Source organism: Micromonospora sp. NPDC048830, from assembly GCF_043198215.1.
Taxonomy (GTDB): domain Bacteria; phylum Actinomycetota; class Actinomycetes; order Mycobacteriales; family Micromonosporaceae; genus Micromonospora.
This window is the reverse complement of the sequence record NZ_JBICUP010000005.1, coordinates 53,248-65,419: the sequence shown is the minus strand read 5'-3', so window position 1 is coordinate 65,419 and position 12,172 is coordinate 53,248. Positions and strand designations below refer to the sequence as shown.

The window sequence follows — 12,172 nt, the reverse complement described above, 5'->3', positions numbered from 1 at the left end:
CGGTCGGCCGGCCGGCGCGGGATAGAGTCGCTGACTGACCCATGCGCGGCCGGGCACCGGCCGCCGCGTACGGCCCGGGGGAGTAGGCAGTGAACGAGGCGCGGACCGACCACGACGCGGTCGTCGGCCAGCCGGCTGCGGCGGAGCCGGACACCACCCTGGTGGTGGTGACCGGGCTGTCCGGTGGCGGTCGCAGCACCGTGGCCCGGGCGCTGGAGAACGTCGGCTACTACGTGGTGGACAACCTGCCCCAGGCGCTGATGCTCGACATGGCCGAGCTGGCCGTCAAGGCCGGCGGCGCCGCCCGGCGTACCGCGATGGTGCTGGACGTGCGCTCGCGCGCCTTCTCCACCGACCTGGCCGGGGCGATCCGGGAGCTGAAGGAGCGCGGCTTCTCCCCCCGGGTGGTCTTCGTCGACGCCGACGACGAGGTGCTGATCCGCCGCTTCGAGAGCGTCCGGCGCTCGCACCCGTTGCAGGGCGACGGCCGGCTCGCCGACGGCATCGCCGTCGAGCGGGGCCTGCTGGAGGAGGCCCGGGACCAGGCCGACGTGATCATCGACACCAGCCACCTGAACGTCAACCAGCTGCGCCGCCGGATCGAGGAGCTGTTCGGCGGCGAGGACGCCCGCCGGCTGCGGATCACCGTGCTCTCCTTCGGCTTCAAGTACGGCCTGCCGCCCGACGCCGACTTCGTCCTCGACGCCCGGTTCCTGCCGAATCCGTACTGGGTGCCCGAGCTGCGGGAGCACACCGGCCGGGAGGAGGCCGTCAGCTCGTACGTGCTGGGCCAGGAGGGCGCGGAGGCGTTCGTCGGGGCGTACGCCGACCTGGTCAACGCCACCACGGTCGGCTTCGAGCGGGAGGGCAAGCGCTACCTGACCGTGGCGGTCGGCTGCACCGGCGGCAAGCACCGCAGCGTCGCCATCGCCGAGGAGTTGGCCGGCCGGCTGCGCCAGTCGGGCATCGCCGCCAACGCCCAGCACCGGGACCTGGGGCGGGAGTGACCGCGACGAGGGTGGTCGCCTTCGGCGGCGGACACGGGCTGTCGGCGTCCCTGCGGGCGCTGCGCCGGTGCGCCCCGGAACTCGACCTGGACATCACCGCCGTGGTCACCGTCGGCGACGACGGGGGCTCCAGCGGCCGGCTACGCGCCCGCCGGGGCGGCCTGCCGCCGGGCGACCTGCGCCAGGCGCTGGTGGCCCTCGCGGGCGACCACCCGGCCACCCGGCGCAGCGCGAAGCTGTTCCAGCACCGCTTCGCCGGCACGCCCGGCGACCCCGCGGACAGCGACGACGGGCTGGCCGGGCACGCGGTCGGCAACCTGGTGCTCTGCGGCCTGGTCGAGCTGCTCGGCGACCCGGTGGCCGCGCTGGAGCACGCCGGGGCGATGCTCGGCGCGGTGGGCCGGGTGCTGCCGATGTCCCGCCAGCCGGTGGGCATCGAGGCCCGGGTGCGGGGCGCCGATCCGGCGTACCCGGACGAGGTGCGCACGCTGCGCGGGCAGCACCAAGTGGCGGTGACCACGGGGCGGGTGGAGTCGCTGCGGCTGACCCCGGCCGCGCCCGCCGCCTGCACCGAGGCGGTGGCGGCGACCGCCGAGGCGGACTGGCTGATCTTCGGCCCGGGCAGCTGGTACACCAGCGTGCTGCCGCACCTGCTGGTGCCGGGGCTGGCCGCCGCGATCGTCGCGAGCCCGGCCCGCCGGCTGGTCACGCTCAACCTGGCGGCGGAGAAGGAGACCCTCGGGCTGTCCCTGGCCGACCATCTGGACACCCTGCGGCACTATCTGCCCGAGCTGACGGTCGACCTGGTGCTGGCCGACTCCAAGGCGGTGGGTGATCCCGGACCGGTCCAGCGTGCGGCAGAATCGCTGGGTGCCCGGCTGGTCCTCGCCCCGGTCGCCGTCACCGACGGCGAACCCCGTCACGATCCGGCCGCTCTGGGCGCCGCGCTGGTGCCTGTCCTGCGCGCCGATCGTTAGACACGTACGTAATCTCCGGCGACACGCCGGAACCGGTCCGTGAGGGGGCGCACAATGGCGATGACGGCTGCGGTCAAGGACGAGCTGAGCCGGGTGGACGTGCCCAAGCCCTGCTGCCGGCGGGCGGAGATGGCGGCGCTGCTGCGGTTCGCCGGCGGGCTGCACATCGTCTCCGGTCGGGTGGTGGTCGAGGCCGAGCTCGACACCGGGGCGGTGGCCCGGCGGCTGCGCCGGGAGGTCGCCGAGGTGTACGGCTACTCGAGCGAGATCCACGTACTGGCCTCGGGCGGGCTGCGCAAGGGCAGCCACTTCATCGTGCGGGTGGTCAAGGACGGCGAGGCCCTCGCGCGGCAGACCGGGCTGCTGGACGTGCGGGGCCGCCCGGTGCGCGGCCTGCCGCCGCACGTGGTGGCCGCGAACGTCTGCTGCGCCGTGTCGGCGTGGCGGGGGGCGTTCATGGCGCACGGCTCGCTGACCGAGCCGGGCCGCTCCAGCGCCCTGGAGATCACCTGCCCGGGCCCGGAGTCGGCGCTCGCCCTGGTCGGCGCGGCCCGCCGGATCGGCATCACCGCGAAGAACCGCGAGGTGCGCAACGTCGACCGGGTGGTGGTCAAGGACGGCGACGCCATCGCCGCGCTGCTCACCCGCATCGGCGCGCACTCCAGCGTCCTCGCCTGGGAGGAGCGCCGGGTGCGCCGTGAGGTCCGGGCGACGGCCAACCGCCTGGCCAACTTCGACGACGCCAACCTGCGCCGCTCGGCGCGAGCGGCGGTCGCCGCCGCCGCCCGGGTCACCCGCGCGCTGGAGATCCTGGCCGACGACGCCCCCCACCACCTGACCTCCGCGGGGCGGCTGCGCCTGGAGCACCGGCAGGCGTCGCTGGAGGAGCTGGGCGCGCTCGCCGACCCGCCGCTGACCAAGGACGCCATCGCCGGGCGGATCCGCCGGCTGCTGGCGCTGGCCGACAAGCGGGCCCGGGACCTGGGCATCCCGGATACCGAAGCGGCCGTCACGCCCGACATGCTCGTGGTCTGATAGGACGGTGGAGGGGATCACCACCCCGCGCGGCGCGGTGTCGCCCGCTCGGATAGGGTCGCTGCGTACGGCAAGGGGGCCGGCACTGGCACTCCTCGCCGTACTCACCGCCTCCGGCGGTCAGGGTCTCTCGACCGCGGCGGGGCGGCCGACTTGAACTGTCAACGGCCGGCTCCAACGGTCGGCGCACACCATCTCGCCGGCCCAGGGCGGACGCCGGCGGATCAGAACGCGAGGAGATGGGACCTGTGACCATCCGGGTTGGCATCAACGGCTTCGGCCGCATCGGCCGCAACTTCTTCCGGGCCACGCTGGCGTCCGGCGCGGACATCGAGGTCGTGGCCGTGAACGACCTGACCGACAACGCGACGCTCGCCCACCTTGTCAAGTACGACAGCATCCTGGGCCGCCTCCCGCACGAGGTCAAGGCGACCGAGGACGAGATCACCGTGGGCGGCCACACCATCAAGGCGTACGCGGAGCGGGACCCGGCGAAGCTGCCGTGGGGCGACGCCGGCGTGGACGTGGTCATCGAGTCCACCGGCTTCTTCACCGACGCCACGAAGGCGAAGGCGCACATCGACGGCGGGGCCAAGAAGGTCATCATCTCGGCGCCGGCGAAGAACGAGGACGTCACGGTCGTCATGGGTGTCAACCACGACCAGTACGACCCGGCCAAGCACACCATCATTTCGAACGCCTCCTGCACCACCAACTGCCTCGCCCCGATGGCGAAGGTCCTGCACGACACGTTCGGCATCGAGCGGGGCCTGATGACGACCATCCACGCGTACACGCAGGACCAGAACCTGCAGGACGCGCCGCACTCGGACCTGCGCCGGGCCCGGGCCGCCGCGCTGAACATCGTTCCGACCTCCACCGGCGCCGCGAAGGCGATCGGCCTGGTGCTGCCGGAGCTCAAGGGCAAGCTCGACGGGTACGCGCTGCGGGTGCCGATCCCCACCGGCTCGACCACCGACCTGACCGTCACGGTCGGCCGGGAGACCACGGTGGACGAGGTCAACGCCGCGCTCAAGGCCGCGTCCGAGGGCCCGCTCAAGGGCATCCTCAGCTACAACGAGGACCCGATCGTCTCCGCCGACATCGTGACCGACCCGGCGTCCTGCATCTTCGACGCGCCGCTGACCAAGGTGATCGGCAACCAGGTCAAGGTCGTCGGCTGGTACGACAACGAGTGGGGCTACTCGAACCGGCTCGTCGACCTGGTCAAGCTGGTGGGGCAGTCACTGTGAGCGCGAGGAGTGAGCTTGCGAGCCCCAGCCGCGAGCGCGAGGAGCGAGCGGAGCGAGCCCCGCAGTCGCGAGCAGAGGCAAGCGCAGTCGTGAGCGGAAGGTCGGCTCTGTGACGATCAAGACGCTCGACGATCTGTTCGCCGAGGGGGTGTCGGGTCGGCGCGTGCTGGTGCGCGCCGACCTGAACGTCCCGCTCGACAAGCAGACCGGCGCGATCACCGACGACGGACGCATCCGGGCGGTGCTGCCGACGTTGACCGCCCTGACCGGGGCGGGCGCCAGGGTCGTGGTGTTCTCGCACCTGGGCCGCCCGAAGGGCGAGCCGAACCCGCAGTACAGCCTCCGCCCCGTCGCCGCCCGCCTCGGCGAGCTGCTCGGCGCCGAGGTCCGGTTCGCCGAGGACACGGTCGGCGACTCCGCCCGGTCCGCGGTGGACGCGCTCGCCGACGGCCAGGTGGCACTGCTGGAGAACCTGCGCTTCAACAAGGGGGAGACCAGCAAGGACGACGCCGAGCGCGGCGCGTTCGCCGACCAGCTCGCCGCGCTCGGCGAGGCGTACGTCGACGACGCGTTCGGCGCGGTGCACCGCAAGCACGCCAGCGTCTACGACGTGCCGGCCCGGCTGCCGCACTTCGCCGGCCGGCTGGTGCTGCGCGAGGTGGAGGTGCTGTCCAGGCTGACCGGGGAGCCGGAGCGGCCGTACGTGGTGGTGCTCGGCGGCTCGAAGGTCTCCGACAAGCTCGGGGTGATCGAGGCGCTGCTGCCGAAGGTCGACCGGCTGCTCATCGGCGGCGGGATGTGCTTCACCTTCCTCAAGGCCCAGGGCCTGGAGGTGGGCACCTCGCTGCTGGAGGAGGAGATGGTGCAGACCTGCCGCAACCTGCTGGAGCGGTCCGAGGGCAAGATCATGCTCCCGGTCGACGTGGTGGCGGCGGACGCGTTCTCGCCCGACGCCGCGCACGACGTGGTCCGCGTCGACGGCATCCCCAGCCACCGGCTCGGGCTCGACATCGGCCCGGAGACGGTCGCCGGGTTCGCCGCCGCCCTCACGGAGGCCGCCGGCGCGCGGACGATCTTCTGGAACGGCCCGATGGGCGTGTTCGAGATGGCGCCGTACGCCGACGGCACCCGCGGCGTCGCCCAGGCGATCGCCGAGTCCAAGGCGTTCACCGTCGTCGGGGGCGGCGACTCCGCCGCGGCGGTGCGCGCGCTCGGGCTGGACGAGAAGTCGTTCGACCACATCTCCACCGGCGGCGGCGCCTCCCTGGAGTACCTGGAGGGCAACCCCCTCCCCGGCATCGCGGCGCTGGAGGACTGATGGCGGCCCCCACCACCCGCCGGCCCCTGATGGCCGGCAACTGGAAGATGAACCTCAACCACCTCGAGGCCAACCTGCTGGTGCAGAAGCTGGCCGCGAGCCTGACCGAGAAGCAGCTCACCGAGGTCGAGACCGTGGTGCTGCCGCCGTACACCGACCTGCGTACCGTGCAGACCGCGGTGGACGGCGACAAGCTGCTCATCGGCTACGGCGCGCAGGACCTGTCGCCGTACCAGTCGGGGGCGTTCACCGGGGACATCTCGGGGCCGATGCTGACGAAGCTCGGCTGCACGTACGTGGTGGTCGGCCACTCCGAGCGGCGGACGTACCACCACGAGGACGACGCCACGGTCAACCTCAAGGTGGCGGCGGCGCTGTCCAACGGGCTCACCCCGATCCTGTGCGTCGGCGAGGGCCTGGAGGTCCGCGAGGAGCTGCGGCACGTGCCGCACTGCTGCGACCAGCTCGACGCCGCGCTGCAGGGGCTCACCGGTGAGCAGGTGACCAAGGTGGTCGTGGCGTACGAGCCGGTCTGGGCGATCGGGACGGGCAAGACGGCCACTCCGGAGGACGCCCAGGAGGTGTGCGGGGCGGTCCGTAAGCGGCTGGCCGAGAACTTCGGCCAGGCCACCGCGGAGCAGGTCCGGATCCTCTACGGCGGGTCGGTGAAGTCCTCCAACGTCGGCGCGATCATGGCCCAGCCGGACGTGGACGGGGCCCTGGTGGGCGGCGCGAGCCTCGACGCCGAGGAATTCGCCAAGATCTGCCGGTTCCCGGAGCACATCAGCGCCTGACGGCTCGCTATCCTTGACTCCGCCCGTCCGCCGGTCGGTGCCGCCGTGCCCGACCTGCCCGGGCGAGGATCGCTACGAGAGGACTGACCCCAGCCATGCCGATCTGGTTCGCATACACGTTGATCGTGTTGCTGATCATCACGAGCGTCCTGCTCACCATGCTGATCCTGCTGCACCGAGGCAAGGGCGGCGGGCTGTCGAGCATGTTCGGTGGTGGCGTCAGCTCCAGCCTCGCCGGCTCCTCGGTGGCCGAGAAGAACCTCGACCGCTACACGGTGCTGGTGGGCATCGTCTGGTTCGCCTGCATCGTGGGGCTGGGGCTGTGGTTGCGCCTCCAGCTCGCCAGCGGGGCCTGACAGCGAGCCTGTCGAGTCGTACAGACTGCGCGCGGTCCGTCATTTGACGGGCCGCGCGCAGTCGTTTCCGCCCCTCAGCGGAGGCTGCGCAGGCGGGGCGGGACGCCCGCCGCCGCGGCCCGGTCGAGCAGCCAGAGCGTACGGCTGACGCCGTGCGCCCCGGCGGCCGGCAGTTGGACCGGCCCCGCCCCGGCCAGCGCCATGCTCACCGCCCCGGCCTTGTCCGCGCCGCTGGCCACCAGCCAGACCTCGTCGGCGGTGTTGATCGTCGGCAGGGTCAAAGTGGTGCGCACCGGCGGCGGCTTGGGGCTGCCCCGCACGGCGCTGACCGGCCGGTTGTCGTGGTGCACCGGGTGCTCCGGGAAGACCGAGGCGACGTGCCCGTCCTCGCCGACGCCGAGCATCAGCACGTCGAAGTGGGGGAGCGTGGCGTGGCCCGGCCGCGCGGCGCGGGCCAGTTCGGCGGCGTACCCGGCGGCGGCGGCCTCCGGGTCGGCGCCGGCCGGGCCGTCGGAGGCCGGCATGGGGTGCACCCGGGCCGGGTCCAGGGGCATCGCGTCCAGCAGCGCCGCCCGGGCCTGCGTCTCGTTGCGATCCGGGTCGCCGGCCGGCAGGAAGCGTTCGTCGCCCCACCACACGTCGACCCGGGACCAGTCCACCGCGTCCCGGGCCGGCAGCGCGGCCACCGCCCGGTACACGGCCGCGGCGATCCGCCCGCCGGTCAGCACCACCGACGCCTGGCCGCGGTCGGCCTGGGCGTCGAGCAGCTTCACCACCAGCCGGGCCGCCACCGCCTGCGCGAGCAGGTTGGCGTCGGCATGGACGGCGACACTCGCCTCACTCATCTGTTTTTGCCTTCGTTTCCGACCGCCCTCGCGGTCCCTGTTCGTCGTGCCCGCGGGCCGGCGGCCCGCCGTCGCGGCCCCCGCGGTGGCCACCGGGCCACCGCCGGGCGGGCCGCCCGTCCGTGACCTCAGGGGGTCGCGCTGGTCCCCGAGTGGGCGGTCACCCCCGCCTCGGCGCGCTGCGCGGTCGCCGGGTCCTTCCAGACGTGCACCCGCTGCCCGGGGCGCTGGTCCAGCCCGGAGACGCCGGCCATCGCGCCGAGCGCCTCGGCGTACACCTGGTCGGCGTCCAGCCGGCGCAGCTCCTCGGCCAGTTCGTCGCCGAGCGGCCGGCGCACCAGCGGCAGCTGACGGTCCTGTTGCCCGCTGCGCCGGAACGTCGCCACGCTGTCCTCCCGGGTCAGCGTCAGCGCGTCGCCGTTGGCGCAGGTCAGCTGCACCTCACGCATCCGGGGGAAGCCGTCGGTCCGCTCCCACTGCGGACTGATCCCCAGCCGGCTGCCCAGCCAGCCGCACATCAGGGCGGCGGTCGGGTCGGCCGGCGGCGCCACCACCCGGGCCGCGGTGACCCGCGCCTCGGTGGTGTCGAAGGCGCCCGCGACCAGGGTGCGCCACGGGGTGATCCGGGTCCACGCCAGGTCGGTGTCGCCGGGGGCGTAGTCCCGGGCGCGCCGGCGCAGCGCCTCGATCGGGTCGGCGGCCTGCGCCGCGTCGGTGATCCGCCGGTCGGCGACCACGCCGAGGAAGTCCGTGGCGATCTCCTCCGGCGGCTCGCCGTGCCACCACGTCACCACCGGCACGTCCGGCACCAGCAGCGGCATCACCACCGACTCGGCGTGCAGCGCGAGCCGGCCGTACATGCGCATGACCACCGCCTCGCACGGGCCGAGCCGGCCCCCGACGACGATCTCCGCGTCCAGCCGGTTGCGGTCCCGCTCGACGTCCGTGCGGACCACGACGAGCAGCCGGCACGGGTGGGCGGCGGCGGCGATGGTGGCGGCTGCCTCCGCCTCCCGTACCCGCTTCTCGTCGGCGACGACGATCAGGGTGAGCGCCATGCCGCTGGCCACCCCACCGGCGCTGCGCCGCTCCGCGGCGAGCGCCTTGACCACCTCGTTGCCGGTGGTGTCCCACAGGCCGATCACTGGAGCCTCCTGGTTCGGTAGCAGTGCTCGCTCACGCTCTCCGCCAAGCCCGGCCCTCGCGGGCCAGCATCTCGTCGGCGGCCCGGGGGCCCCACTCGCCGGCCCGGTACGGCTCGGGTCGGGTGCCGGCCCAGGCGTGCTCCAGCGGGTCCACCACCGCCCAGCTCTGTTCGACCTCGGCGGCGTCGGGGAAGAGGGTACGGTCGCCGATCAGCACGTCCAGCACCAGCCGCTCGTACGCCTCGGGGCTGGACTCGGTGAACGCCTCACCGTACTGGAAGTCCATCGCGATGTCGCGGACCTCCATCGTGGTGCCCGGCACCTTCGAGCCGAACTTCAGCACCACGCCCTCGTCCGGCTGCACCCGGATGACGAGCTGGTTGTTGCCGAGCATCTCCATGTCGGCCGGGTCGAACGGCAGGTGGGGCGCCTTCTTGAACATGATGGCGACCTCGGTGACCCGCCGGGGCAGCCGCTTGCCGGCCCGGATGTAGAACGGCACCCCCGCCCAGCGGCGGTTCTGGATGCCCAGCCGCACCGCCACGTAGGTCTCGGTGGTGGAGTCCGGCGGGACGTCCTCCTCCTCCAGGTAGCCCTTCGCCCGCTGGCCCCCGACCCAGCCCGGCAGGTACTGCCCGCGCACCGTGTCCCGGGCGACGTCCTTCGGCACCGTGATCGCCTTGAGCACCTTCAGCTTCTCGGTGCGGATCTCGTCGGCGTCGAAACTCGTCGGCTCCTCCATCGCCACCAGCGCCAGCAGCTGGAGCAGGTGGTTCTGCAGGACGTCCCGGGCGGTGCCGACGGAGTCGTAGAAGGCGGCCCGGGTGCCGATGCCGACGTCCTCGGCCATGGTGATCTGCACCGAGTCGACGTACCGGGCGCTCCACAGCGGCTCGAACAGGCTGTTGGCGAAGCGCAGGGCCAGGATGTTCTGGACCGTCTCCTTGCCCAGGTAGTGGTCGATCCGGAAGACGTCCGGCCGGGTGAAGACGTCGTCGACCAGGTCGTTGAGCTCCTTCGCCGACGGCAGGTCGTGCCCGAACGGCTTCTCCACCACCACCCGGCGCCACCCGCCGGACTTCGCGTTGTCGGCCATGCCGGTGCGGGCGAGCTGCTTGAGCACCACCGGGAAGGCGGCCGGGGGGATGGAGAAGTAGAAGGCGGCGTTGCCGTGGATGCCGTGGGAGTCGCGCAGGTCGTCCAGCGTGGCGGCCAGGTGGTCGAAGGCGGCGTCGTCGTCGAACGAGCCGCCCACGAACTTGATGTTGCCGGCCAGCCGGGCCCAGACCTCCTCGCGCCAGGGGGTCCGGGCGTGCTGCTTGGCCGCGTCGTGGGCCAGCGACTCGAAGTCGCCGTCGCCCCAGTCGCGCCGGGCGAAGCCCAGGACCACGAAACCGGGTGGCAGGAGACCCCGGTTCGCCAGGTCGTAGACCGCCGGCAGCAGCTTCTTCCGCGCCAGGTCACCGGTCACGCCGAAGATCACCAGAGCGCACGGCTCCGGGATCCGGGGCAGCCGCCGGTCCTGGGGATCGCGCAGCGGATTCACGCCGGCTCACTCCTCGCGCTCACGGTCGCTGGCTGAGTTCGCGACTGCGGGGCTCGCAAAACCGGCTCACTCCTCGCGCTCACGGTCGCTGGCTGAGTTCGCGACTGCGGGGCTCGCAAAACCGGCTCACTCCTCGCGCTCACGATGCCACCTCTGTTCAGCTCCACATCGTCCATCGTCATGCCCGTAACCGCCGGGCCGTATCGAGCAGCTGGGCCACCCCCGCGGCCCGGTCGGTCAGGTGCAGCCGCAGCAGCGGGCGCCCCCGGCCGGCCAGGGCCTGCCGGTCGCCGGCGGCCTGGGCCGCCTGCAACTCCCCGAAGGAGTACGGCTGCCCGGGCACCGGCAGATCATCCTCGACCGTACCGGTCAACTGGAGGAAGGCGCCCACCCCGGGGCCGCCCTTGTGGTACTGGCCGGTCGAGTGCAGGAACCGCGGCCCCCAGCCGAAGGTGACCGGCCGGCCGGACGCCTCGGCGAGCAGCGGGCGCAGACCCGCCACCGCGGCGTCGCCGATCCGGTCCAGGAACGCCATGACGGCCAGGTAGCCGTCGCCGCCGATCCCGTCGAGCAGGTGCCGCAGCACGCCGGTCAGGTCGCCGGGGGCGCCCGCCGGGGCGTACACCTCGATCGCGCCCTCGGTGAACGCCGGGGTCTCCGCCGGCGCGCCGGAGGCCAGGATGCGCCGGGTGTTGTCCTTGCTCTCCGCGACGTTCGGCTGGTCGAACGGGTTCACCCCGAGCACCACGCCCGCCACCGCGGTCGCGTACTCCCAGGTCAGGAACTGGGCGCCGAGCGGGCCGTTGACCGCGACGTCCGGCTGGCAGCCGCCGCCGGGGACGGTCCCGGCCGCCAGCGCGCCGCCGTAGGCGACGGTCAGCACGTCCGGGCCGGCGCCGCCGGGGGCGGCGGGGGACTCCAGCACGACCGGCAGGATACCGAGTCCGGCCTTGCCGGTCGACTCGGCGATCAGCTGCTCGATCCAGTCGCCGAGCCCGTCCAGGCCGGTGCCGTCGCCGACCAGGGCCAGCTTGTCCCGGCCCAGGGTGGCCGCGGCGCCGAGGGCGGCGCCCAGCGCCAGGCCGGGATTGTCGGCGTCGCGCCCCAGCGCCCCGGCGAGCGCGTCGGCCTGGTCCAGCAGCTCGGTCACCTCGACCCCGGCCAGCGCGGCCGGGACCAGCCCGAACGCGGTCAGCGCCGCGTACCGGCCGCCGACCTGCGGGTCGGCGAGCACCGGAACGGCGCCCAGCTCGGCGGCGGCGGCCTCCAGCGGGGAGCCCGGGTCGGTGACCACGACGAAGTGCCGGCCTGCCTCCGCCTCGGTCAGCCCGGCGTCCAGGAACGCCTGCCGGTACGCGCGCAGGTGGCTGTCGGTTTCCACCGTCGAGCCGGACTTGCTGGCCACCACGACGACGGTGCGCTCCAGCCGGTCGGCCAGCGCCCTGCGGACCTGGCCCGGGTCGGTGGTGTCCAGCACGGTCAGCGGCCGGCCCACCGTGCGGGTGATCACCTCGGGGGCCAGCGACGAGCCGCCCATGCCGGCGAGCACCACGTGGTCCAGGTCGGCCAGCTCGGCGGTCAGCTCGGCGAGTTGGGGGAGCAGTTCCCGGCTGCGCCGGTGGGTGTCCAGCCAGCCGAGGCGGATGCGCGCCTCGGCCGCGGCCTCCGGGCCCCACAGCGTCGGATCCTTGGCGGTCAGCTTCGCCGCGACGCCCCGGCGGACCAGGGCGTCGCGGGCGGAGGCGGGCGCGGACCGGTCGACCGCGTCCGCGCCGTACACGGCCAGCCCGGCCGCCGCCTCCACGGGACCGGACAGCAGGTCGCTCACGTCGCCGTTCCTTCCCGCCGGAGGGCGTCGCGCGCCCCGGGCAGCCCGTGGCGGGCGGCACGGCGCGT

General features: G+C 73.7%; 11 protein-coding genes. 7 read left to right on the top strand and 4 right to left on the bottom strand.

Annotation, left to right across the window (positions count from 1 at the left end):
* Positions 1 to 89 precede the first annotated feature (89 nt).
* The 7 genes from rapZ (at position 90) to secG (ending at position 6,740) form a co-directional block, all read left to right on the top strand.
* Positions 90 to 1,007: an RNase adapter RapZ gene (rapZ, locus tag ACGFIZ_RS06840; protein ID WP_347668435.1), complete on the top strand. Its 918-nt coding sequence runs from the start codon at positions 90 to 92 to the stop codon at positions 1,005 to 1,007.
* Positions 1,004 to 1,984, top strand: a complete 981-nt coding sequence (gene yvcK, locus ACGFIZ_RS06835) for a uridine diphosphate-N-acetylglucosamine-binding protein YvcK (protein ID WP_393416577.1) — start codon at positions 1,004 to 1,006, stop codon at positions 1,982 to 1,984. Before rapZ ends, yvcK begins: the two co-directional genes overlap by 4 nt.
* 54 nt (positions 1,985 to 2,038) lie before the next feature.
* Entirely contained in the window at positions 2,039 to 3,019 is a 981-nt protein-coding gene (gene whiA, locus ACGFIZ_RS06830; RefSeq protein ID WP_347668433.1) for a DNA-binding protein WhiA, read from the top strand.
* Between the two features lie 248 nt (positions 3,020 to 3,267).
* Positions 3,268 to 4,272, top strand: coding sequence for a type I glyceraldehyde-3-phosphate dehydrogenase (gap, locus tag ACGFIZ_RS06825; protein WP_393416574.1), 1,005 nt, complete (start codon positions 3,268 to 3,270; stop codon positions 4,270 to 4,272).
* Between the two features lie 109 nt (positions 4,273 to 4,381).
* Complete coding sequence (locus tag ACGFIZ_RS06820) at positions 4,382 to 5,590, top strand: phosphoglycerate kinase (RefSeq protein ID WP_393416572.1); 1,209 nt, start codon at positions 4,382 to 4,384, stop codon at positions 5,588 to 5,590.
* Positions 5,590 to 6,384 (top strand): triose-phosphate isomerase, encoded by a 795-nt coding sequence (tpiA, locus tag ACGFIZ_RS06815; protein WP_393416570.1) that lies wholly within the window; start codon positions 5,590 to 5,592, stop codon positions 6,382 to 6,384. The genes ACGFIZ_RS06820 and tpiA overlap by 1 nt, the downstream gene beginning before the upstream one ends.
* 95 nt (positions 6,385 to 6,479) lie before the next feature.
* Positions 6,480 to 6,740: a preprotein translocase subunit SecG gene (gene secG, locus ACGFIZ_RS06810; RefSeq protein WP_347668429.1), complete on the top strand. Its 261-nt coding sequence runs from the start codon at positions 6,480 to 6,482 to the stop codon at positions 6,738 to 6,740.
* 74 nt (positions 6,741 to 6,814) lie between these two features.
* Here the strand turns inward: secG and pgl are convergent, their stop codons facing one another.
* From pgl to ACGFIZ_RS06790, 4 genes are all read right to left on the bottom strand, one after another.
* The gene (gene pgl, locus ACGFIZ_RS06805; RefSeq protein ID WP_393416568.1) at positions 6,815 to 7,585 is read right to left on the bottom strand and encodes a 6-phosphogluconolactonase; all 771 of its coding nucleotides are present in this window, start codon (positions 7,583 to 7,585) and stop codon (positions 6,815 to 6,817) included.
* Positions 7,586 to 7,713: 128 nt separating this feature from the next.
* On the bottom strand, positions 7,714 to 8,730 hold the full coding sequence (locus tag ACGFIZ_RS06800; RefSeq protein ID WP_393416566.1) for a glucose-6-phosphate dehydrogenase assembly protein OpcA: 1,017 nt from the start codon (positions 8,728 to 8,730) through the stop codon (positions 7,714 to 7,716).
* A 31-nt stretch (positions 8,731 to 8,761) separates the two neighbouring features.
* The gene (gene zwf / locus ACGFIZ_RS06795) at positions 8,762 to 10,276 is read right to left on the bottom strand and encodes a glucose-6-phosphate dehydrogenase (RefSeq protein ID WP_393416564.1); all 1,515 of its coding nucleotides are present in this window, start codon (positions 10,274 to 10,276) and stop codon (positions 8,762 to 8,764) included.
* A gap of 178 nt (positions 10,277 to 10,454) precedes the next feature.
* The gene (locus ACGFIZ_RS06790) at positions 10,455 to 12,104 is read right to left on the bottom strand and encodes a glucose-6-phosphate isomerase (RefSeq protein WP_393416562.1); all 1,650 of its coding nucleotides are present in this window, start codon (positions 12,102 to 12,104) and stop codon (positions 10,455 to 10,457) included.
* Positions 12,105 to 12,172 lie beyond the last annotated feature (68 nt).

Coding starts and splice junctions, on each gene's coding strand:
- whiA (WP_347668433.1), top strand. CDS start 2,039: ATGGCGATGACGGCTGCGGTCAAGGACGAGCTGAGCCGGGTGGACGTG.
- tpiA (WP_393416570.1), top strand. CDS start 5,590: ATGGCGGCCCCCACCACCCGCCGGCCCCTGATGGCCGGCAACTGGAAG.
- secG (WP_347668429.1), top strand. CDS start 6,480: ATGCCGATCTGGTTCGCATACACGTTGATCGTGTTGCTGATCATCACG.
- pgl (WP_393416568.1), bottom strand. CDS start 7,585: ATGAGTGAGGCGAGTGTCGCCGTCCATGCCGACGCCAACCTGCTCGCG.